Here is a 24,163-nt window from a genome sequence, read left to right as displayed (position 1 = left end):
ATTTAAAAAACAATTTTCGTGGATGATGCCTTATTTCTTATAGCTCAATGTTTCGGTAATTTGCTACCACTAAGTTACGTATATTCCCCTTCTACAATTGCTTGGATCGTATCGAGTACAGCCTCTGTATTATTTGATCCTATAATCGTCGAAGCTGCTTCTTTGATCTTGGGCTGTCCATTTTCCATAGCAAAACTGTGCTTGATCTGTTGGATCATTTCAAAGTCATTCCCGCTATCGCCAAATGTAGCAATCTCATCATCACTGATCCCCCATTTTTTGCCTAACAATCGTAACCCGTTTAATTTGTGAACACCAGGGATGATCAAATCGATATCTCCATGACCACTAGAGACCGGTATCAATCCCTCTCCTAAAGAATTTTTTAAGGCTGTTAGTTTTTCTACCGCTTCTTGCTCATCGAAGGATAAAGCAAACTTGAAAATTGTTTCTTCTCCCTTAGCTAACGTATACAGGTCATCTACCTTCTCAAGCTTAGGGTAGTAAAAACTTGCACGTTCAAACAACTCCTTAGAAACCGTATTAGAGACATAGGCACTCTGTTTCCCACATAAGATCAAGTTCATTGGCGCTAACTCTTCCAATACATCTAATGTCTGAACGATTTTTTCAGGACGTAATTCTGCATTGTACACATGGTCTTCACCAATTAAAATATTTGCCCCATTTTCTGCTACGAATGCTATACTTTTATAAAGATCAGGGAAGAATGAACGCAACTGGAAATATTGATTTCCACTTGCTACAACAAACTTTATTCCTTTTTCCTGTAGTAAGTCAAAAAGTTTCTTAAAGCGTTCCTCATTGTATTTCTTTTGATCATTCAAAAATGTACCATCCATATCTACAGCGATCATTTTGATTGTCATTCCATTACCACCTTTCAAAAGAAAGTATACCTACTGGGACGCGTCCCAAGTCAAGAGAAAAGGAGGAAAATCCCATCGTTACGATTCGAGAGATCGCAAAAATGTCAGGAGTATCCAAATCTACCGTTTCCAGAGTGATAAATAACGATCGTTACGTGTCCGATGCTTTACGAAAAAAAGTCCAATCCGTTATTGAAGAGACAAACTATGTGGTGAACGGAAATGCTGTAAAATTGAGTAAAGGAGAAACCTATACTTTAGGTGTTACCTTGCCTAACAACAGTTCTTGTTATAATCAATTGGTGGACAGTATCTTGTATCAGGCAAAAAGTAAAGGGTATCAAGTATTATTACTCCCTACTTACTATGAAAAGGAGACGGAGAGTCACTATTACACACTACTAGAGCAAAAAATGATCGACGGTCTTATTCTAACGTCACGAACAAAAAATGACGAGCTACTTGAACCTCTTCGCTTCAAAGGAAAAATCGTTTCAACTGAAAAGATGGACAATGACGACCTTGCCATGATTTATCCAGATCGAAAAAAAGCGTATGATCAATTGTTCCTTACCCTGCATGCTCGTGGTATTTCCAGGGTCATCTTTACTACTAAACGCAGTGCCTCACAAAGCCAGACCACAAAAAACAAATTAACTGCTTATGAAACGTATTTTGGAAAGGCGATTGAAGGAAAAAACTATTTCACTGGTATCGAAACCTATGCAGATGGCTATGCGTTCGCAATAGAGATTACAACTCACGCCTCTATTCCAGAGGTAATCTATGTCAATGGCGATGATACAGCAGCCGGTGTAATTTCAGGAATGAAACAGGCAGGATTCATTCATAAAAAAGATTTCACTGTCATAGGTGAAGGAAATCTACCATATAGTGAGATATTAGCCTTTTCGACTATTGATTTCTCCCCTAAAAAAATCGGCGCCTCCGCAGTAGATTTTCTCTTATCCCAGAGTGACAGGATCGTGCAAGCAGAAGATCCAGTAATTATTTGGCGATAATGTGAAGTAGCTCCTTCAGAAATAAGCGTGAGACCTCAAAAATTCCAAGAGGAATTTTCTGGGTTTCACGCTTATTTCTCAGAGCTGAACACTTAGGTCACAGCTTTTCTGTATATTAAAATCTAATCCATACTAGAATACATGATAATTATCACAAGAATAGGAAAAAAGAGATATTCTACTAGACAAACAGTCGCCGATCATGTGTATTAAAAACTATGTCGAACCTTTTCCCTTGATAGAGAAATAGCTGTAAAATTGACTAACTATTTTTCACTCAGATAGATCAATCCGCGTGGAATAGGATCTTTCTTCGTTAAACCTATCCGTTCTCTATAAAAAGAGAAGCTATCTCTCTTGATCATTTCAATGATTTTCTCTTCATTCATTTCTAATTTCAACGATTCGATACATTCCCCCATTTCGTAAAGTATCTGTAACTGCGCATCGATCCCTAACAGCTCTTGTAATTGCTCAAACACTGGTCCGTCCTTTTGAGAGACGACCTCTAAAAAACGATGATGAAGTTCTTTGTAAAAAGAAGCTAAAAGTGGATAGTTGATGGAAAAACAGTCTTCCATAAATTCTCTATAATGTTTTAAGTATTCTTCGCTAGATTGAATATTCGATAGATTCATAAATTACCTCTCCTTCTGATTATTGATAGTAAAACCTAAAATATGTACTTGCGACTGATTGAATCGACCTTATTTTTTGTGAACTACCTGCTTCTCGAATAGATTATAATAAAATCATATAGTCTTCTCTGTGTAATTTCAACTTCACATATTGCCTAACTCCTTGAAATATTTACTCTTGAATCATTGCTACGTCTATGCTTTGGCCTATTACCAGCTATTTTTTTGCATTAAGTTCGCTTTTTCTATCTTAAACTAAAAAAAATCAATCTCAGCCAGTTTTGACTTCGATTGATTTTCGATAAATTCTTCACATAAATTGCAACGGTGCTCTTCTCATTCGCTGTGACAACAATAAGATACACCAATCTACCTAGCGCTTCAGTAGTTTACGATACTCCAAAGCATATAAAACAAAGGACTGAGCCAGACTGTAGGTAATGATTGCAAATATCACCATGACCCATCCTTCAGGAATCGCCGGGAAAAGTAACAGCAGGATCATCCCTACATAAATCACAGCTGTCGCCCATTTACCATACCACTTTGCTCCATCTAATTTGACCTGTTTACGCAAAGCAACGATCCCAGCAATCAGCATAAATGCTTCTTTCACAATAAATAAAGCTAAAACGAGCCAGATATACGGACGTTCCCATGCCATGGAGATGATCAAGACCAATTGGGTCAACTTATCACCGATTGGATCAAGAACTTTTCCAAGTTCGGTGATCTGATTGAATCTTCGGGCGATGTATCCATCTAAAAAGTCTGTGACTCCTGAAAAGAGGATGATCGATCCAGCCAGATAGAAAGCTTGCTTACTCATAAAATACAAATAAAAAGGCAATAAAAGAATTCTTATAATCGATAGTAGATTCGGAATCGTGCGAATTTCTTTTCGCCAATCAGATGCTCCATTCATTACTTAACAACTCCCAAAATGTCATTTCATCTATTTTACCGTACTTTCCACGTGGAACCAATTAATTGTCGGTTTTTATTGCGAGCTCTTCCAATCCTTCGTATGCCATTGTGAATCTGTTATTCTTTTTTTTCGGCGTTTCCATTTCGCGCAGCCTGACGCTGACGGGTTTCTTTTAATAATTTTTTGTGGGCTTTTTTTGAGCCTCGTTCGATATCTCGTTCCCATTTTCTCGTTTTAAAATCTGTAAATAGCTGATTGATCTCATAGCCTACAGGATAAAGTTCTTCTGCTCTCATTTTTAAAAGGACACGCTGTCGAAGGACGGTTTCTTTTTGGTTATCGACAAAAATCACGATCGTCTCTTCTCCAGTATCTTCAAAGACTAATGCTTCTTTTTTGTATTGGGTGGCATATACCCGGTCCCCTTTTGAAAATAAAACCTTTTCTTCATTCTTGACCTCTTGCTTCTTCACTTGTTGTTTGAATAAGCGTTTTTCACTTGAATAGTCTTTCGTAGAAAGATACTGCTGAGCTTGTTGGATCAAGTCCTCTGACATTTGCATTTTTTTAGCGATCCACAATGCTTGGCTTTCCCCTGTTTTTCCTACCTGTAATTGATACTTTGGTTGTAAGGCTTCTCGGTCAAAGGCCATCGCTGCTGGCACGAAATCTTCATGTCGTTCCGCAAACTCTTTGATTTCTCCGTAATGGGTCGTCGCCACCATCAACGCCCCTTTTTCGTACATCGCAGACATGATGGCAATTGCTAAAGCTGCCCCTTCTGTTGGTTCTGTCCCACTACCGATCTCATCAAGTAAAACTAGGGTATTTCTACCCACTTTATTCAAAATCTGTGCGATATTTTGCATATGCCCAGAAAAAGTACTCAATGCATTCGCTAAATCTTGTTGGTCACCGACATCGACGAAGACTTCGTCGAATACGGCAAGCTCTGTCCCATCTTTTGCTGGTACTTGCAGACCAAACATGACCATCAACGTCAGCAATCCGATTGTTTTCAAAACAACTGTTTTCCCACCCGCATTTGCACCTGTGATCACTAATCCACGATATTCTACACCCAAATCAAAATCTAAGGGAACAGCTTTTTCTGATAACAGTGGATGTCTCGCTTGTTTCAGATGGATGCGTTCTGATTTATTGACGATAGGTGTGATGCCATTGATCTCTCTACTGTATTTCCCACGTGCGAAAATAATATCAAAAACGGTGACCGTCTCGATGATTTGATCGATTGCCTGTTCATTTTCAGCTAATGCGCCAGTCAAGCTAGCTAAAATCTGATATTCTTCAGCAATTTCCTCTGCTTTTAATAATTGATGTTGTGCACTTGCTTTAGCAACTGCTGTTGGTTCGATAAATACCGTCGTGCCTTTATTCGACTGCTCAATGATCGTTCCGGCTACTTTATTTTTATAACTCGCTTTGATTGGGATCGTTGCATGTTCACCCTTTTGAACGATCATCGCTTCTTGGATCATCTCTTTATTCCCAGGATGTCGCAAGAATTTTAGCAAACGATCTTGAATCTCTTTTTCTACCGTTTGGATCTGTTTGCGTACTTTACGCAGATTTTTCGATGCGTCATCTGCGACTTGTTGGTTCTTGATTTGTTCGTAAACTAAGTCCTCCACCGCTTGCAGATCCGGTAGATTTTTACTGTACGCATACAGTAATGGCGTTTGATATTGGTTTTTTTCAAAGAAGCGAGTGATCATTCGACTGCTTCTTAAAAAATCGGCGTATTCCATCAATTCAGCGGGGGTTAAGATCAAGCCTTTTTTCACTTGGTCAGTTAATGCCACAATTCTTGTCAGCCCCATAAAGGGCACGTGCTGGCTACTTTCTAAAATCGTACGGGCTTCTTTCGTTTCTGTTTGTCTTGTTTTTACGGTCTGAAGATTTGTCGGGATCGACATTTCTGCCAGACGTTCTTTCGTATGATCTCCGATTGCTCGGGCAATCACTTCTTTTCTGATTTGTTCAAATTGTAATTGTTTGATTGTATGATTCATATTCTCTCCTTTTCTTGAAGAGATACCTGTCCCCAAAATAAATAAAGACCTAAAATAGAATAAAAGGGCAGGACACAGCTAAAATAAGACATGTCCTCCCCTTGATTTGATTACAAGAAATGTTTCAGACAGGTACCATCTATAAGCACACCAAATAAGCCTACTGCTTTATTGGTTATTCAACTTACTCGATTAGATACCTACTACACTCATCAAAATACCTCGTTCATCTAGGTTTTATTTATTTTTCCTTTTTACTATAGCAAGCGGTTGCCAGAATGTCAAACGAATACTAAACCACCTGAATTGTGCTCTTTTGCACAACATTTCAAAATTGTCACGTTTTTCGATTTTCAAACGATGAGTAAATCGGCGATAATCTTGATAATCAAGTAAATAGAAAAGGATGGATAAGATGAAAAAATTGGTTGGAGCTATTGCTCTTTTACTGTTATTGTTTGGTGGCTACAAAGGGTATGAATATTACGATCAGACCTACAAAAGTCAAGTAGCTTATGCAAAAGTACCAGAAGCAGTGCCACCATTGACTGATACACTGGATGGCAGCGGTGAAAAAGTTCGGGGGTTGAAGTCGTATGACTATGACTTGAACTTTGTGACTAAAGATGGCAAAACAATCCAGTTAGGTTACACGATCTCCTCAGAAAATCCAACGCCATTCGAACCAAATAGTTATGTCAAAGCAGAAGTAAGTCAAAAACGAGTGACCTCTGGACCCACGGCGATCGATGAAAACCAAGTTCCAGAAGATGTTTTAACTAAGTTGAAATAAGTAGCTTCTAGCAAATGAAAAAAGTCAAACGCAATCTAAGAGCGGGACCTTAATCCTCTCGTACCACCCAAAACCAAATAATCGGCGAGAACAGAAGGAATCTCTTCGGAAAATAAGGCGCCATCCACAAAAATTTGAAAAACAATTTTCGTGGATGGGCCTTATTTCTCGAGGAAAAATGATTCAGCCCCGGCCTCTTCGCAGTTGGCTTTGTATGTATAAATAACTATTTCAGCGTCGTTTGCGAACGGCGATCGGCGTATCCCCAAAGTATTCTCGATACTTTTTATAAAAATGGGTCTTATTGGAAAACCCTACACTGGTTGCAATCTCCTCGATCGAAAAGCGAGTAGATAAAATCAAATCATGTGCTTCATGTAATCGTTGGTTCGTAATCAATTGTTTGAAGGATTTACCTGTCTGCTGCTTGATTAAATTAGATAGATAATTCGGATTATACCCTAACTCATCTGCCAATGTTTTTAGGTTCAATGTTCGATAATCACTTTCGATCCGTTGCAGAATTTTGATCATCAAGTTGCTTTGTCCATCTTTTTTGTATATTTTTGCTAATTGTGAGTGATAGACTCTAGAAAGCTGTAAAAATAATACTTGTGAAAAAGCGTTCATGATTTCATTCCCTAGATGTTTTTTTGAAAAGTATTCGAGGATCATCTGATCCAACGTGACTTGGATCTCTGGTTCTTTTGCTAAGTGTAACAAAAGATGTGTTTCATTATAACCGGGTTCTAAAATGGCATTCATTAAAAAATTATAGGTCAATCCCCCACTGCGATTATCGATTTTTTTCAGAAGATTGATGTTGATATCATTTGTTTTGAATAAGAAATTCAACAAAATATCTTTTTCACCCAAAGGCATTAATTCATGGCGACTATTTGTATCTAAAAGTAATAATTGTCCTTCTTTCAAAGTGATTGGCAGACCGTTGACGATCTGTTCTGAAGTACCGCAATACATATAATTGAATTCTAAAAAATGGTGGGAATGTAGTGGATAATGAGCGAAGCGGCGATGTTGGCGAATCAAAATATTATTTTCTTGAAAAAGATGGTGATCGTCTAATTTGAATTGCTGGTCTTGTTCGTCTAAGTTTTCTCCTTCAAATTCCTTGATCCATTGCCCCGTCTTTCGCTGTTCTAACTCTTCGGGTGTATACGGCAGAAAGATCTTTTGTACAAACGGATTCATGGCTTTACTCCCCCTTGATATGTAAATTTGACACCAATATAGTAACATACTGACATTGTTGTGAAAAGGGTTACAAGATATGATGAGTGCAACAAATACATCTTCATCTGGAGGAACAAGCTATGAGAAAGACTTGGTTGATGAAACTGTCGCTGTTATCCATTTCTTTAGTTTTAACGTCAAATACTGCTATTGCATCCGCTTTACCGATGATGTTAGGCTACTTCAATGATCAATCCGCTTCATCCGTCGAGCTACTGATGACCATCCCTCAACTGACTGTCGTTATCTTCATTGCTTTGAGCAGTTTGATCGCAAAAACCATCGGACAGAAAAAAACTGTCTTACTTGGATTATTGCTGGCTGGAGTTGCTGGCGTGTTACCCGTCTTCACCGCCAATTTCTATTTGCTGATGATCTCCCGCGCCGCATTAGGCGCCGGCTTTGGTCTCTTCAATTCTTTGGCAGTTAGTATGATCAGCGAATTTTTTGAAGGTGAAGAAGCAGCCACATTGATTGGCTTTCAATCCGCCTTTCAAGGTTTAGGGGCTGCAGTCATGACCTTCACTGCCGGACGTCTCCTCACTTTTGGCTGGCAAAAAGCATTTTTAGTTTACTTGATCACCATTCCAATCATCTTCTTATTTATGGCTTTCGTCCCTGAACCACCCAAGAAAAAAGAGAATACCACTTCTAAAAAAGAAGTATCAACAAAAGGGACACTCCGTCCTACCACTGTCATGTATGGCATTTTGATTTTCTTTCTCTGCATTTTCTACATGATCGTTGTCGTCAAGCTTTCGACTTTCATCGTGACTGAAAATCTAGGAACAGAATCAGATGCCGGAACGCTTCTTTCTTTTATGCAGATTGCTAACATGGTTGCTGGTTTCTTATTCGGGTTGATTTACAAAGGATTGAAACGCTGGACGTTGCCTATTTCTTTTTTCATCATGGCAGCAAGCTTGTTCCTCATCTTGACAGCCAATCATTTATTTATGATCGGTATAGGGGCTGCACTGAACGGTATCGCCTTCGCTTTGTTCGTTCCTTACATCTTTAATGATGCCACTCGTTCAGTCCCACAGGCAGCAAAAGCAAGTACCACTTCTTTTATTCTCGTTCTAGCAAACATCGGTAATTTTGTTTCACCCTACGGACATCAACTTTTGGAAAGATTCGGTATCGGTTCTGATGCTTTACAAAATATTTTTATCAATGGCTGCATTTTGATGACCATTTTAGGTATTCTTTTTCTTCTCCTTACTTTTAAAAAGAAGCCACTCCCAAATGAAGTCTAGTTTTCATTGATACAAGCAAAAACAAATTGGAGGAATTTTGATGAATTATCTTGCTATCGACATTGGCGCTTCAAGTGGTCGTTTGATTCATGCCAATCTTAATGAATTAGGCCGTTTTGACTTACAGGAAGTCCATCGCTTCAAAAATGGGTTTGAAAAAATCGCTGGTGTCGCAAAGTGGCCGCTCACACATCTAGTCACTGAAATCTTAAAAGGTTTGGAAAAAGCAAAGCAACAAGGCATCACAGAATGTTATGTCGGCATCGATACGTGGGGTGTCGATTATGGCTTGCTTGATGCTGATGGTCATTTGATCGACGCCCCGACGAGCTATCGTGATGAACGCACGAAAGATGCCATCTCACAATTTGAACAAAGCATGCCACTAGATGAACTTTACCAAAAAACAGGTATCCAACTGCAACCTTTCAACACGGTGTTTCAATTACTTGCTGAAAAAAAAGAAACTTTAGCAAATGCCCATCGCTTATTATTGATGCCTGATCTACTCGGTTACCTCTTCACTGGAGAAGCAGTCACTGAAAAGACTAATGCATCTACTATGCAGCTTCTGAACTTAGAAACTCGGAAATGGGACCCTGATATTTTAGCTGTTCTAGGCATCGACGCGACCCTTTTTCCACGAATCACCGAACCCGGACAGATTCTAGGCGAATTACAAACTGCCCAATTCCCGACCTATGATCTGCCAAAAGCAACCTTCATCACGATTGCTTCTCACGACACTGCTTCAGCAGTCGTCGGCACACCCGCGACTGGCAAAGATTGGGCATATATCAGTTCTGGCACTTGGTCATTGATGGGCGTGGAGATTCCTGAAGGGATTTCTACGAAAGAAGCTTTTGATGCTAATTTTACAAATGAATGGGGCGTCCAAGGAACCATTCGCTTCTTAAAAAATATCATGGGGATGTGGTTGATCCAAGAAGTAGCTCGCCTACAAGATGGCACCTACAGCTTTGCTGAATTAGCAGAAATGGCCGCACAAGAAGCGCCTTTCCAACAATTGATCAATGTCAACGACCCACGTTTCTTGAATCCCCAAAATATGATTCAAGAATTACAAGATTATTGTAAAGAAACAAACCAATCTATCCCTCAAACCCCTGGTCAGCTGGCTCGCTGTATCTATGACAATTTAGCTCTATGCTACGCTGTCGAACTAGAGAACTTAGCACGGATCACCGGAAAAGAATTTCATCATTTACACATCGTCGGTGGGGGTTCAAACAATACCTTCCTTAATCAGCTGACAGCCGATATTTGCAATATCGAAGTCGAAGCAGGACCAGATGAAGCGACCGCTATTGGGAATCTAATGGTCCAAATGATTGCGACGAATGGCTACGGTACGTTGCAACTTGCACGTGAAGCGATCAGAGATTCCGTTTCATTAGCCACGTTCCACCCTCGACATACCGAGGAAATGACACAAGCACTTGCTAGATACAAAGAATTTTTAATATAAAAGGAGAGATTCAATATGATGAATGTCAAAGAGCGTTACGAAGAAGCCAAAGCAAAATATGCGAGTATCGGTGTCGATACTGAGGAGGTCTTGCAGAAACTCGCAGAAGTGAAGATTTCGATGCATTGTTGGCAAGGCGATGATGTCAAAGGATTTTTGACGCCAGATGGAGAACTGACTGGTGGCATCATGGCTACAGGAAACTACCCTGGAGCCGCCCATACGCCGGACCAATTACGCCAAGATTTAGAAAAAGCTTTCTCATTGATCCCTGGGAATCATAAATTGAATTTACATGCTATGTATCTAGATACAGATGAACCGGTCGATTTAAATGAGATCGAACCAAAACATTTCGAGAAATGGGTCGCATGGGCAAAAGAACAAGGTATCGGTCTTGATTTCAACCCGACCTTCTTCTCTCATCCAATGATGAAAGATGGCTTGACACTTGCTCATCCAGACAAAGAAGTACGGGATTACTGGATCGAACATGGGAAACGCGCTCGTAAAATCGCCGAGTATATGGGAAAAGAAATCGGACAAACATGTATCGATAATTTTTGGATGCCTGATGGAATGAAAGACAATCCAATCGACCGCCTATCTCCACGCCATCGGTTGATGGAATCTTTAGATGAGATTTTCTCAGAAGAACTCAATGAAGAATATACGCAAGATGCCGTGGAATCCAAACTATTCGGACTTGGTGCCGAAGCTTACACAGTAGGTTCACACGAATTTTATATGGGCTATGGATTGACACGTAACAAATTGATCTGTCTAGACGCAGGACACTTCCATCCAACTGAAGTCATCTCCAACAAACTTTCGTCTTTAGCCTTATTCTCAAAAGGGATCATGCTTCACGTCTCTCGTCCTGTGCGTTGGGATTCAGACCATGTGGTGATCATGGATGATGAATTACAAGAAATCGGCAAAGAATTAGTCCGCAATCAGTTACTTGAAAAAACAGCGATCGGTCTCGATTTCTTTGACGCAACCATCAACCGGATCGCCGCATGGGCAATCGGTACAAGAAATACGCAAAAAGCATTGTTGAAAGCCATGCTTGAACCAATCGAAGAATTAAAAGAAGCCGAACTAAACTTCGACTTCACCAAACGCTTAGCCTTCACTGAAGAATTAAAAGACTTCCCATACGCCGACGTTTGGAATTACTTCTGTGAAATCAACAACGTCCCAGTAGGTATGGACTGGTACCAAGAAGTCCTACAATACGAAAAAGACGTACAAAGTAAGAGGTCGTGAAAGAAGCGTTCAGCACTAAGGCATAAGACAGGGAAATCGAAAATGGCTGTTTCATTTTTGATTTTTCTGGCTTATGACCGAAGTGTTGCTTCTTGAACACCGTTTATCAGAGGTCGTGAAAGAAGCGTTCTGACCTAAGCAGTAAGGTAGAAAATCAAAAAATAGCTCCTCATATTTTATGATTTTTTAGCTTAATGTTGAAGGTCAGCTTCTTGAACACCGTTTATCAGAGGTTGTGAGAAAGCCGTTCAGCTCCGAATATTAAGACGGAAATCGAGAAAATAGTTCCTCATATTTTTTCGATTTTTGACTTAATATTGAAGGAGCTGGCTTTCGAACACCGTTTATTAGGTCGTGAAAGAAGCGTTCAGCACTAAGGCATAAGACAGGAAAAGCGAAAATGGCTGTTTCATTTTTGATTTTTCTGGCTTATGACCGAAGTGTTGCTTCTTGAACACCGTTTATCACAGGTCGTGAAAGAAGCGCTCTGACCTGAGCAGTAAGATAGAAAATCGAAAATGGCTGGTTCATTTTTGATTTTTCTGGCTTATGACCGAAGTGTTGCTTCATGAACACTATCTATCAAGTTGTAAAAAAGCCCCTCACCTAACAACAGAAGCTTTCGAGAATCCGTCTAACTGATTTTGAGGTTCTTTCTGTTGATTTACAAAATAACCACATACTACATGTTCTTTCTATTCATCAGAAAAAGAAAAGAGGTCTCACTCGTGAAAAAATTAGCGATGCTCACTGCTCCATTTGTACAAGAGATGATTCAAGCAACAACCAATATGTACCGCCTAGGATGGGATGAACGTAATGGTGGGAATATCACCTATTTATTAGAAGAAGCGCAAATCCTACCTTTTATCGACCCTACGAAAGTTTTACGAACACTGCCGTTGCCATTTGATGCCCAAGAATTAGCCGGAAGGTATTTCTTAGTGACAGGGTCTGGAAAATATTTTAAAAATGTACAGGCAGAGCCAGAAGAAAATCTTGGATTGATCCGTGTGACCGAAGATGGTCATGCGATCGACATTTTATGGGGATTAGCCCCTGATGCTGTTCCGACTTCTGAGTTACCAAGTCATTTCATGAGCCATATCGCTCGATTAAGTGTCGATCCAGATAACCGCATCGTCATGCATTGTCACGCAACACACTTGTTAGCCATGACTTTTAGCCATCCACTTTCTGAACGCGAATTGACTCGTACATTATGGCAAATGTGTACAGAGTGCTTAGTTGTCTTCCCAGAAGGCATCTCGGTCATTCCATGGTTAGTTCCTGGTTCGAATGAAATCGGCGAAGCAACTGCTGCAAAAATGAAAGAAACCCGTTTAGTCGTTTGGCCACAACATGGGATCTATGGTTCTGGAAAAGATATGGATGAAACATTTGGTTTGATTGAAACAGCTGAAAAAGCTGCCCAAATCTATACGATCGTCATGGCACAAGGTGGCATCAAACAAACGTTAGAAGATGACAATTTGAAATTACTGGCTGATGCGTTTGGGGTTGTCCCACGTGCTGGCTATTTGAACGATTAACAATCGTGAGGTGCAAAATGAAATCCAATGTCGAAAAAATAATTTCTGGTGAGGTCTATCGTCAAGATGAAGAATTATTGCAGCTTCGTTTGGTCACGAGAGATCTCCTTTATGAATTCAATCATATCCATCCTCGAAAATTATCTGAACGTCAGCTATTGATCAAAAAAATGTTCAAGAAAACAGGTGATGAACTTTTTGTTGAGCAACCCTTTCACTGTGACTATGGTATCAATATCACTGTCGGAGAAAACTTTTTAGCCAATAATAATTGCACGTTACTTGATGTCGCTCCGATCACGATTGGTAAGGATGTCTTACTTGCTCCAAATGTGGGGATCTACACAGCCGGCCATGCCTTAGATCCAGTTTTACGCCAAGAGTACCAAGCAGAATTTGGGGCGCCTGTTACGATCGGCGACAATGTCTGGATCGGCGCAAATACATCCGTACTTCCCGGGGTGACGATCGGTGATCATGTAGTGATTGGGGCAGGAAGTGTCGTCACGAAGGATATTCCAGCTAATTCTTTAGCAGTAGGAAATCCTTGTCGTGTGGTGCGGACATTCAATAAAAAAGATCGCACCTATTATTTCAAAAAACTGCGTTATCCACCAGAATATATAATTTCTGAAACCGACCTACCTAAAGGAGAGTAAACCAAATGGCAAATCGAATGATTTTAAATGAAACATCCTATCATGGAAAAGGGGCTATTGCAGCTATCCCAACAGAATTTCATGCCAGAAATTTCAAAAAAGCGGTTGTGATCACTGATAAAGAGTTGCATAAAATCGGTGTTGTAGCAAAAGTCACCACCTTATTAGATGAGGCAGAGATTGCTTATGAAATTTACGATGGTATCGTACCTAATCCAACGATTGAGAATGTAAAACAGGGTGTGGCTTTCGTTCAAGCAGCGAAAGCGGATGTGATTCTAGCAATTGGCGGAGGTTCGCCGATCGACACAGCCAAAGCCATTGGAATCATCGTAACAAATCCAGAGTTTTCTGATGTCCGTAGTCTAGAAGGCGTGGCAGATACAAAACATCCAAGCTTGCCGATCTTAGCTGTTCCGACTACTTCTGGTACGGCCGCTGAAGTCACGATCAACTATGTGATCACTGACAAAGAGCGTTCTCGTAAATTTGTATGTGTTGATCCTCATGATATTCCAATCGTTGCCTTTATTGACAGTGATTTGATGATGGGCATGCCGAAAGCCTTGTGTGCGGCAACTGGAATGGATGCGATGACTCATGCTATCGAGGGATTGATCACGAAAGGCGCATGGGAAATGAGTGACATGTTCCATCTCAAAGCCATTGAGATCATCGGTCGTAGTTTAGCCGATTCCGTGAATGGTGATCCAAAAGGCCGAGAAGATATGGCTTTAGGACAGTACCTGGCAGGAATGGGTTTTTCAAATGTCGGGTTAGGCCTTGTCCATGGGATGGCGCATCCATTATCCGCATGGTATGACATCCCCCACGGTGTCGCTTGCGCTGCCTTATTACCAACAGTCATGAAATACAATAAAGAGTTTACAGGCAATAAATATCGAGAAATCGCGAAGGCGTTGAACATCAAATACGCAGAATCTCGTTCCATCGAGGACATTCGTGATGCCGCTTGCGAAGCGATTGATGCTTTGTCGAAAAAAGTTGGTATTCCTGCGACGATCTCCGAACTAGGAGTCAAAGAAGCGGATATTGCAAAAATTGCTGAAGATGCGTTCAATGATGTCTGTACCCCAGGAAATCCAAGAGAAACGAACGTGGCAGAAATCATCGCTATCTATCAAAGCTTGATGTAACTTTGTTGTATCTCTTGTTATTACACTTTGACTTATAAAATAAAAAACGGTTCTCCTGGTTTGTGAACAACGACCAAGAGAACCATTTATTTTATTTTTATATAGAAAATCTATTTTATTAAACCATCAACGTGTACATACCTACTGCGACGATTGCCCCAACCATTGGTCCTGCAATCGGTACCCATGAATAACCCCAGTCAGAACCACCTTTATTAGCGATTGGTAAAATCGCATGAGCGATACGTGGACCTAAGTCACGAGCTGGATTGATCGCATATCCTGTGGAACCACCTAGTGATAACCCGATAGCTAAAATCAATCCTCCAACAGCAAATACATTTGTTCCACCAGCAAATTCTGTTTGGCCAAATGCCAATAGTCCTAAGACTAAAACGAACGTACCGATCAACTCTGTAATAAAGTTAGCAGGATAGTTGCGGATGGCTGGCCCAGTCGCAAAGGTTCCTAAGATTGCCCCTTGATCCTTTGTTGCTGACCAATGTGGCAAATAAGATAACCAAACAAGTACCGCACCGACGATTGCACCTAGTAATTGCGCGATGATGAATGGGAAAACCAAATTCCAACCGATTGCCCCTGTCATTGCCATCCCAAGTGTTACCGCAGGATTTAAATGAGCGGGTCCCATGAATCCTGAAATAAATACTGCCATCGTAACAGCCATTGCCCAACCAAATGCAATGACGATCCAACCGGAGGCTTGCGCTTTACTTTTGTTTAAATTAACTGCCGCACATACGCCGTCCCCTAAAAGGATCAAAATCATCGTTCCAATAAATTCTCCCATGATTTGGGTCATGTCTGCATTCATTTTATTTTTCTCCTTTCAGGTCACGTAAGTCTGACTCAGCGATCAGTTGCTCTAAATGTTGCGTTTCACGTTCTTTTTCTTCATCTGTCCATTCAAAGTATGCAGCAATCGCATCAATGATCGGTTGTTTGATGGCATCTAACTGATCTCTTTCAAAAAGTAGATGGTTGGTACGGCGAATCAAATAGTCACCTGGAACTAAGACCATTTCGTTTTCTAAACCGTAACGCAAACGTGCAGATTCTGCCAAAGTCAATCCTGGATAAGGACTCATTTCTTTCGCTAATTCAAAGATGTGTTTCGCATTTGTTCCGTAGAAATCTGCGATATATGCAGCATCTTTTTCATCAAGACCTGCTTCCACACCGATTTTTGTATATTCTTCGACCATTTCTTCTTGTTTCGTCGGATCAAAATCGCCACCTGAGATCGAATAAGTCTTGGAATCAATCTCTTTTACAGTTACACCATACTCTTCTTGTAACAGTTGACGGATCAATTTCATCGCGCCTTCTGCCATTTTGCGATAATCGGTGATTTTACCACCAGATAAAGTAACTAGTCCATCTGGTTCACGTTCTAATGAACTACCGCGAGAAACAGTTGATGGTGCTTTTTCATCACGACTACTTTCTAAATGATTCAACACATCTTCGACTTCTACTCGTGATACCTTGCTTTCTTTATAATCCGTCACCGTATCAACAACTTTACGGAAACTTTTATCTGAGATCGAACCGTTGTCACCACCGTTGTAGTCAGAACCGGCATTACCGATCAATAACGGACGTAATCCTGCCCAACTTGATTCGATATCAGCCAAAGTGATATTTGCTTCTGGATAACGATGATTGATCACATCTAGTAAGTAATCCACATCTTCCTGTGTTACTTGTGGGTCTGTAAAATCGCCTTGGTAATCGGTATCTGTTGTCCCAAAATACGTTTTGTTTTCACGAGGAATCGCAAAGACCATCCGACCATCTTGTTTTCCTGTATCGAAATAAGTAGGCTGTGGCACAGGCAGTTTCTTCGCGTCTACTACTAAATGGACGCCTTTTGTCGGACGCATTTTTGGTGAGATCGCACGCTTGAAGTTCAGGTTACGGATCTTGTCCACCCATGGTCCACTTGTGTTGATCACTACTTTTGCTCGGATCTCAATGACTTCATCACTTAACAAATCACGCGCTTTGACTCCGATGATCTGGTCACCTTCATAGATAAAACCGGTAGCTTTCATTTTGCTGACAAGATATGCTCCATCTTCTGCCGCTTTTTTGATATTATCGATCACTAAACGGGAATCATTATTCCGGAAATCCAAGTAAACACCGGCACCTGTTAAGCCATCTTTTTTAAGAAACGGCTCACGTTCAAGAACTTCTTCAGGTGTCAACGTATAGTTTTCATACTTCGTTCCAGTTACTTTTGCTAATTTATCATAAAGATCCATCGCTACTTTTACAGAAAACATATTGAATGTCGTTGCGCCTTCTCCTTCATAAATCGGCAATAACATCGGATCTGGTTTAGGGATATGCGGTGCCACTTGTTGTACCACTGCACGTTCGCCTACTGTATCTGCTACCACTTCAACGTCAAACGTTTTTAGATAACGAATCCCCCCATGAACTAACTTGGTTGAGCGTGAAGACGTTCCTTCTGCAAAATCCTGCATTTCGATCAAACCGGTTTTAATACCTGAAGCAGCTGCTTGGATTGCTACACCTGCACCAGTGATTCCGCCCCCGATAATCAAAAGATCTAATTCTTCTTGTTTCATGTGGTCAATGTTATCTTGTCTTGTTTTTTTTGAAAACATCTTGTGTTCCCTCCCTTTACTCAAATGCTTGAGTTGCTTTCACTGCTTTTTTCCAACCAGTGTAAAGTTTTTCTCTACGTTCTTCTGGCATTTCCGCCTCGAAGATTTTACCAGCTTCGTAAAATTCACGAATTTCATCCGTATCTTTCCAATAACCAACTGCTAATCCTGCAAGAAAGGCAGCACCTAATGCAGTGGTCTCCAAGTTACCGGCACGTTGGATCGGTACATTCAAGATATCGGTTTGGAACTGCATCAAGTATTCATTATTGGCTGCACCGCCATCAACTTTTAACACAGGAATCTGGATGCCTGTATCATCTTGCATCGTATCGATGATATCTCGAACTTGGTAGGCAATGGATTGTAGTGTCGCCTTGATGATATCCTCTTTTGTTGTTCCTCGAGTAAGACCAAACATAGAGCCACGTGCTGCTTGATCCCAGTAAGGAGCGCCAAGTCCAACAAAAGCAGGTACGACGTAAACTTCGTCATCACTAGTCGAACGCTTCGCTGCATCTTCTGAATCACTCGCTTTTTGTAGCATTTGCAGACCATCACGTAACCATTGGATCGAGGAACCGGCTACGAAGATACTACCTTCTAGCGCATAGTAAACCTTTCCATTTATTCCGTAACCAATCGTCGTCAACAGATTGTTTTTAGATAATTGTGGCTTTTCACCTGTGTTCATCACAATAAATGAACCTGTACCATACGTATTTTTGACCATCCCTGGCTCAAAAGCCATTTGACCGAATAAGGCTGCTTGTTGGTCTCCTGCCATACCAGAAATCGGTGCTTCACTACCATAGAAATGGTACCCTTGTGTATAACCGTAAACCTCCGAATTTGAGGTTACTTTCGGTAACATCACTCGTGGAATATTCAGTAGATCTAAAATTTCTTGATCCCAATCCAATTCATGGATATTGAACAACATTGTACGACTCGCATTCGAGTAATCGGTTACATGTGCTTGTCCATCTGTCAACTTCCAAACAAGCCATGAATCGATCGTTCCAAACATCAACTCGCCTTTTTCTGCTCGCTCTTGTGCACCTTCTACATGGTCTAAGATCCAGCGAATCTTAGTAGCAGAGAAATACGCATCAATGACTAAACCAGTTTTTTCATGGAAAAACTCTTGGTGTCCGTCTTCTTTTAATTTGTTAGCAATACTAGCGGATTGACGCGATTGCCACACTACAGCATGATAAATCGGGCGTCCTGTATCTTTTTCCCAAATCACTGTTGTTTCACGTTGGTTCGTGATACCGATACCGGCGATTTGTGTTGGCTTGATACCAGATTCAATAAACGCACCTGCGATAACTGATTGTACGGAGTTCCAGATTTCATTCGCATCATGTTCTACCCAGCTTTCCCGGGGAAAATATTGTGTGAATTCCTTTTGGGAACTACCGATGTGTCTTCCTTTTTTATCAAAGATAATCGCTCGTGAGCTTGTTGTCCCTTGGTCAATCGCCATGATATACGTTGATTCTGTCATTATGATCTCCTCCATTTTTGCAAACGCTTTCTTTAACTACTTTTATGGTACACCTATTTAAGGAGTAGAAACTGCCAAAAAAATAGCAATTCACTTTTTTTTTGACAGTTTTTTAATTTTTGGCTTTTTTTTCTTGCTCGATTTTTTGCTTTAACCTTAAAATATCATAACTTGAAGCAAACTCCGATAGATAATAGTACTCTTGACCTTTTTTATCCTGATTGAAGGTGATCACAAAATCATAACTTTTTTCTTGTTGGACTTCTTCGATCACGATCCCGCTGATCCCCTTTAACTCTCGAATCAAGAACTGTTGGAAAGCAACTCGATAGATCGGTAAGGAGTGTAGATCAATGCCAATAACCACAGATTTTTCAATATAGAAATCGATCATCATCAAAATATTCGCGTATTGACTCATCAGATTATCCAAAACTTGATTGGTCAATTTTTTCATAGGAAGCTGTTCGACTGTCGTTTTTTTCAATCGTTCAAGTAATTGAGTCAACGAATCACCCAACATGCGTTGTTGTTGGATGAGTAAGTGTGGCGGATCATAGATGGTTAAATAGCCAGAAAAAAAGTATAACTCATTATTGATTTGTGCCAAGTGATACCCAATTGTTTTCTCTTCCTTGATTTTTAGACGCCTTGGTCGATAATGCCACAGCATGGTTTCTCGAATATACGTATCCAACACCGCTGTAGGTAACTTTTTGCTACGAGTCAACTCGTATTGATAAAATGTCTCTTCCTCCAGTACCGAGAAAGTAACGAGAAAACTATAAAACATCATCGACTCATACGCCGTCACATCAGCTGCTGTTCGACTAAGATATAAGGAAATCATCGGATGGATGGTCTGGTACAGTTGATCCTCTTGGTATATTTCTTTTTTCTCTTTTGTACCAGAAAACTTCATCTTATCTGACAGTAACCTTTTCCGTGTAATACCGATCCATGTCGCAATTTTTGACGATGATTGTGGGGAAAAGGTTGTATTCAACACGTGCGCCAATCCTACTATCAACGGACGCTTATCTGGAGTATCTTGTAAATACTGTGGTCTTTGTGACTCTGGGAAAAATTGAAATAAGGAATAATAAAAATAACGGATCTGGAGCTCTTCTCCTTGGATTTGTCCATTCTTTATCTGTAGAGAGAACTCTTTCAATAGCTGATTCAATTCTTTGGTTTTTCTAAAGACAGAGGATTCACTGATTGTAAAAGCTGTTGCCAAACGAACACTTGAAGCTTGTTGGTGTTCAAGAAGATATGTCAAGATCTGATATTTCACGCTTTGTTGTACCAAAAAAAGCATGATTTTTTCTAAACTCGTATGCTCATCTAATTCAAGGACGACTTGGAATTCATTTTTTCGGACAGAAATCTTTGTTTTCATCATACGACCGATCAATTCAAGGTCTTCGATATATTGGTCGAAGGCAGATTTTGATAATTTCACAGAGGATCGCAACTCATTGATTGAAGCGGAACCACCTTCTAATACAAGCATTCGTAAAATCTCAATTTGGGTTTGCTCTTTTTTTTCTAAAAATTCTTCAATCTTCATCGAAAGAATCAACCACCTTTACAAGAGCTGTTGGCGCTCGATACTCTGGTTGAAAGAAGAATTCGCGCGCTTCCAGATCTGCGAGTGTCCATCCTTCCTCAACTGCTACAGTCAGTCGGTCTAAAAGATAGAAAATCACTGCTTGGCTATGACATTGCGCCCCCAGCAATTTTCCTTCTTCCGTCAATAGCACTTTTATTTTGATTGATTCTTGATTTGTCGCAGAAGCTCTGGTCGTTAATAATTGTGTGTTGATTTTTCCAGGATAAAAGATACTTTCGCTTTCTGTTAAACCGACACTGCCAAAATAATGCCCGAACCAATGATTACCGATTGGTCGATACGTACCTAAATCTTTCTTTTGTTGCCCACTGATATTTTTACTCGCGATCTTCGCCGTTCGAATCGCATTGTTAACTAAAGATACGTACATTTTTTCTTGCGTTGGTCGATAAGTTACTTGGATGGCATCACCGATCGCATAAATATTTTCCTGTGACGTTTGCAGGTAGTCATTTACCCAGATCGTCCCATCATCATTCAATTGCAAAGACGCTTCCCATAACTGATTATCTGGACGGGTGTAATTTGCCAACAAGACTAGATCATACGTCTCACTTCTTTTTTCCGTGAAGATCTCTGTTTGTTCTGTTTCAATGATTTCTTGCACTTGTTCGTTTAAGAAAAAACGAATACCTCGATTGTCCAGCTCACGATACAACGGCTTGATCATCTCTGGATCAAAATAGCGGAATAAAACCGTCGATTGGCTTTCATACAGATGGAGTTCTTTTCCTAAGTTCGCTAATCCTTCGATGAGTTCCAAGCCAACTTGCCCTGCACCGATCACTGCGATTTTTTTTGCATTTCCAATACGTTGTTGAAATTGTTGCGAAGTTTTAGGATCTTTGATTGTCCAAATCGTGTCGTTTTCTTGTGTACTAAAACGGAAGCGTTGTTGTGAGCCTGTCGCAATCACAAGAAAATCGAAAGACAATATTTCCCCATCATTTAATTGGATTTGGTTTTTATCGCTGTTTAGCGCAGTCACTTCTGTTTCTACCCGTACTGCTATCTGATGTTCTTGAGTCAATTGCTCTTTCGTCATCCAATAATGATGCGCTTCTTCATGAAATTCCCCTTTTAAGATCAAATTGACACTATTCGGAATAAAGCCTATCCGCGCTTGCTTCTCAATAATGATTATCTCACTTTCTGGACAGTCGTTGCGCAAAGAAATAGCTGTCTGAATGCCCGCAAATGAGCCACCGACGATTACGATCCTCATATGTTATTCTCCTCTTTTTCATCTGTTATCCTTAGAGTATCATTTCTTAGAAAACGTTTCAATCAGTAAAGGGCATCGTAGTGGACGCGCGCTGGAAATAAGCAGACAATCCCGTTCACTAAGCCACGCTATTGAGCTAGACGAACGAAAAAAATCAGTTGAAACATCGAAGATAAAAACACAAGGAGCACTCGAAATTTGTTGGTTTTCGAATGTCCCTTGTGTTTTTGTGCGTATAAACTGCCTGACTTATGCCACGCTTTCTGATCTTAGCTTTAGATTTTATAGCCAATGCCCCAAACCGTTTTAATATAGGAAGACTGCTTGTGCGTGTCATGCATTTTTTCTCTTAAATTTCGAATGTGGACCATGATAGTATTATTGGAGGAAGTATAATATTTTTCGCCCCAAATTTCTTGAAACATTTCTTCAGAGCTAATGACTTGTCCCTGTCGTTCCATCAATAATTTTAAGATGGAAAATTCGATTGGTGTCAGAAAAAGCTCTTCTTCCTGTAAAAAACATTTTCGTTTATCAACATCTAATACCAAATCTTTAACGATCAATTTGTGTTTATCAAATCCATTGTACTGAGTGGATCGCCGAATCTGGGCCTTCACTCGGGCAATTACTTCTAATGGGCGAAAGGGCTTCGTAATATAATCGTCTGCGCCAATCGTCAATCCTGTGATCTTATCGATTTCCTCGGTTTTTGCGGTCAATATGATGATCGGATAGTTATGATTTTTTCGGATTTCTTTACAAAGTTCGAACCCCGAGATGTCCGGTAGCATCACGTCAAGAATTGCCAGTGAAAATGTATTTTGTTCAATTTGTGTTTGAGCAGATTTCCCATCAGAGCAAGTCGTTACTAAAAAATTCTCGTTCTGCAAATAAAAGAGAATTAGGTCTGAAATTTCTTTTTCATCTTCAACTAAAAGTATTTTTTCCAATCGTATCGACCGTCCTTTTCAACTTAGTTGCTTTCTGAACCCTTCATTTTTGCATTACCCAAAGGCAAAGTAACAAACATCTGGATCTCATTATTTTTGCTGGCAGCTTGAATGGTTCCTTGATGAGCCAGAATGATTTCTTTGGCGATCGCTAGACCTAGTCCCGCACCGCCGGTTTTTGTTGAACGGGCTTGATCAAGGCGATAAAACTTTTCAAATAATGCTTCTAGCTGCTCTTGTTCGATGGGCTCACTTTGATTGGCAAGAATAAAGGTTGCTTGGTGCTCAGAAACCGATAGTTCCATTGTGATCATTGTATGTTCAGGTGCGTAGGCGATCGCGTTTTTCAACAGATTATTCAATACTCTGGCTAACTGTTCACTATCAGCTTCAATTTTCAAGCTTTCCGGTCCGATATACCGAACCTCTTGTCCTTTTTCTTTCAGCAACGGGTAAAATTCTTCCTGGATTTGTTTTAATAAGAACACAAAATCAAGTTCTCGTTTAAACAATTGGATATCTTGAAGATTGAATCGAGTAATATCGAAAAATTCATTCATCAGTGTTTCCAACCGTTCAGACTTTTCAAGAGCGATAGTCAGAGACTGAGTCATTTGTTCGTTCGTTAAGTTCTTTGTATCCAATAATAAGTTGAGGTAGCCGATCACGGAGGCTAAAGGTGTCTTCAAGTCGTGAGCCAAATAAGTGATCAAGTCCTTTGTTCGTTGAGTTTCTTCCTTTAGGAGGGTTTCATTTCGGTTCATCGTATTTTTTATTTTTAACAATTCATTATCGATTGGCATACTTCTAGTCGAAGCTTCCGTAGACCCAGAGAAAAAAGGCTGAATGCCTTCAGCGATTTGTGTAATCTTTTTTCTTGAGTAGTAGCGATAGATAAAATAGTTGATTAAGGAAACGATAAAAATAAGAAAGAGAGAGAATGCTAATAGGAGTTGCTTGATCATCGTCCAATCAACAAAATTGCCAATAATCGTCCCCCCTTCCCCGTCACTCGTTCCAACAACTTCTTGCATGACAAATTTTGAAAAAAAATCGTCGATGACCATGTGAATGATTCTTGTCTCCTTTATTAGCCAAACGATTCCTAATAATAAGCAGATGCCTAAAAAAGAAAAAACGAAGCGAGGATGTTTAATATGCATGAAAAGTTCCTTTCAAATAAATAGTCTTCATTCATTCTAGATTATAACAAAGCGAGGATACAA

20 protein-coding genes are annotated in these 24,163 nt (G+C 40.1%); 8 read left to right on the top strand and 12 right to left on the bottom strand.

Annotated elements, in window-relative coordinates; genetic code table 11:
* Positions 1–74 precede the first annotated feature (74 nt).
* Positions 75–890, bottom strand: a complete 816-nt coding sequence (locus tag IGJ00_RS02100; RefSeq protein ID WP_438744691.1) for a Cof-type HAD-IIB family hydrolase — start codon at positions 888–890, stop codon at positions 75–77.
* Positions 891–964: 74 nt separating this feature from the next.
* Here IGJ00_RS02100 and IGJ00_RS02095 point away from each other — a divergent pair, with 74 nt between their 5' ends.
* Positions 965–1,912, top strand: coding sequence for a LacI family DNA-binding transcriptional regulator (locus IGJ00_RS02095; protein ID WP_071866608.1), 948 nt, complete (start codon positions 965–967; stop codon positions 1,910–1,912).
* A 266-nt stretch (positions 1,913–2,178) separates the two neighbouring features.
* Here IGJ00_RS02095 and IGJ00_RS02090 read toward each other — a convergent pair whose 3' ends face one another.
* The 3 genes from IGJ00_RS02090 to IGJ00_RS02080 form a co-directional block, all read right to left on the bottom strand.
* Entirely contained in the window at positions 2,179–2,550 is a 372-nt protein-coding gene (locus tag IGJ00_RS02090) for a DUF7006 family protein (RefSeq protein ID WP_115357218.1), read from the bottom strand.
* Between the two features lie 373 nt (positions 2,551–2,923).
* Positions 2,924–3,475, bottom strand: a complete 552-nt coding sequence (locus tag IGJ00_RS02085; RefSeq protein WP_019723866.1) for a CDP-alcohol phosphatidyltransferase family protein — start codon at positions 3,473–3,475, stop codon at positions 2,924–2,926.
* 119 nt (positions 3,476–3,594) lie between these two features.
* Positions 3,595–5,514: an endonuclease MutS2 gene (locus IGJ00_RS02080; protein ID WP_438844046.1), complete on the bottom strand. Its 1,920-nt coding sequence runs from the start codon at positions 5,512–5,514 to the stop codon at positions 3,595–3,597.
* Between the two features lie 415 nt (positions 5,515–5,929).
* Between IGJ00_RS02080 and IGJ00_RS02075 the strand changes: the two genes are divergently transcribed.
* Positions 5,930–6,307, top strand: a complete 378-nt coding sequence (locus IGJ00_RS02075) for a DUF1093 domain-containing protein (protein WP_074800469.1) — start codon at positions 5,930–5,932, stop codon at positions 6,305–6,307.
* Between the two features lie 231 nt (positions 6,308–6,538).
* Here the strand turns inward: IGJ00_RS02075 and IGJ00_RS02070 are convergent, their stop codons facing one another.
* Positions 6,539–7,519, bottom strand: a complete 981-nt coding sequence (locus IGJ00_RS02070) for an AraC family transcriptional regulator (protein ID WP_074800472.1) — start codon at positions 7,517–7,519, stop codon at positions 6,539–6,541.
* 122 nt (positions 7,520–7,641) lie between these two features.
* Here IGJ00_RS02070 and IGJ00_RS02065 point away from each other — a divergent pair, with 122 nt between their 5' ends.
* The 6 genes from IGJ00_RS02065 to fucO all read left to right on the top strand — a co-directional run bounded on the left by IGJ00_RS02065 (position 7,642) and on the right by fucO (position 14,950).
* Entirely contained in the window at positions 7,642–8,820 is a 1,179-nt protein-coding gene (locus IGJ00_RS02065; RefSeq protein ID WP_081355930.1) for an MFS transporter, read from the top strand.
* A gap of 40 nt (positions 8,821–8,860) precedes the next feature.
* Entirely contained in the window at positions 8,861–10,309 is a 1,449-nt protein-coding gene (gene rhaB, locus IGJ00_RS02060) for a rhamnulokinase (RefSeq protein ID WP_438844045.1), read from the top strand.
* 15 nt (positions 10,310–10,324) lie between these two features.
* Positions 10,325–11,581 (top strand): L-rhamnose isomerase, encoded by a 1,257-nt coding sequence (gene rhaA / locus IGJ00_RS02055; RefSeq protein ID WP_195513410.1) that lies wholly within the window; start codon positions 10,325–10,327, stop codon positions 11,579–11,581.
* 728 nt (positions 11,582–12,309) lie between these two features.
* Entirely contained in the window at positions 12,310–13,134 is an 825-nt protein-coding gene (rhaD, locus tag IGJ00_RS02050; RefSeq protein WP_272017939.1) for a rhamnulose-1-phosphate aldolase, read from the top strand.
* 17 nt (positions 13,135–13,151) lie between these two features.
* Positions 13,152–13,793 (top strand): sugar O-acetyltransferase, encoded by a 642-nt coding sequence (locus tag IGJ00_RS02045; protein ID WP_438844044.1) that lies wholly within the window; start codon positions 13,152–13,154, stop codon positions 13,791–13,793.
* Between the two features lie 5 nt (positions 13,794–13,798).
* Positions 13,799–14,950, top strand: coding sequence for a lactaldehyde reductase (gene fucO, locus IGJ00_RS02040; protein WP_272017941.1), 1,152 nt, complete (start codon positions 13,799–13,801; stop codon positions 14,948–14,950).
* A 118-nt stretch (positions 14,951–15,068) separates the two neighbouring features.
* Here the strand turns inward: fucO and IGJ00_RS02035 are convergent, their stop codons facing one another.
* From IGJ00_RS02035 to IGJ00_RS02005, 7 genes are all read right to left on the bottom strand, one after another.
* On the bottom strand, positions 15,069–15,785 hold the full coding sequence (locus tag IGJ00_RS02035) for an MIP/aquaporin family protein (RefSeq protein WP_010736418.1): 717 nt from the start codon (positions 15,783–15,785) through the stop codon (positions 15,069–15,071).
* A 1-nt stretch (position 15,786) separates the two neighbouring features.
* Positions 15,787–17,610 carry a type 1 glycerol-3-phosphate oxidase gene (gene glpO / locus IGJ00_RS02030; RefSeq protein WP_071866587.1) on the bottom strand — a complete coding sequence of 608 codons (1,824 nt, stop codon included), beginning with the start codon at positions 17,608–17,610 and terminating at the stop codon, positions 15,787–15,789.
* A 16-nt stretch (positions 17,611–17,626) separates the two neighbouring features.
* A complete protein-coding gene (glpK, locus tag IGJ00_RS02025) occupies positions 17,627–19,123 on the bottom strand; it encodes a glycerol kinase GlpK (protein ID WP_071866586.1) in 1,497 nt (498 codons plus the stop codon).
* Positions 19,124–19,235: 112 nt separating this feature from the next.
* Entirely contained in the window at positions 19,236–20,696 is a 1,461-nt protein-coding gene (locus IGJ00_RS02020; RefSeq protein WP_071866585.1) for a helix-turn-helix domain-containing protein, read from the bottom strand.
* Positions 20,686–21,984, bottom strand: a complete 1,299-nt coding sequence (locus IGJ00_RS02015) for an FAD-dependent oxidoreductase (protein ID WP_071866584.1) — start codon at positions 21,982–21,984, stop codon at positions 20,686–20,688. Before IGJ00_RS02015 ends, IGJ00_RS02020 begins: the two co-directional genes overlap by 11 nt.
* A 275-nt stretch (positions 21,985–22,259) precedes the next feature.
* Positions 22,260–22,937 carry a response regulator transcription factor gene (locus tag IGJ00_RS02010; RefSeq protein ID WP_071866583.1) on the bottom strand — a complete coding sequence of 226 codons (678 nt, stop codon included), beginning with the start codon at positions 22,935–22,937 and terminating at the stop codon, positions 22,260–22,262.
* 23 nt (positions 22,938–22,960) lie between these two features.
* On the bottom strand, positions 22,961–24,100 hold the full coding sequence (locus tag IGJ00_RS02005) for a sensor histidine kinase (protein WP_071866582.1): 1,140 nt from the start codon (positions 24,098–24,100) through the stop codon (positions 22,961–22,963).
* Positions 24,101–24,163 lie beyond the last annotated feature (63 nt).

The sequence above is a fragment of the Enterococcus sp. AZ062 genome, from assembly GCF_051715065.1.
In the GTDB taxonomy this organism is placed as follows: Bacteria; Bacillota; Bacilli; order Lactobacillales; family Enterococcaceae; genus Enterococcus_B; species Enterococcus_B mundtii.
Note: the sequence above shows the minus strand (reverse complement) of the source record. Positions and strands in the feature narration are given on the sequence as shown.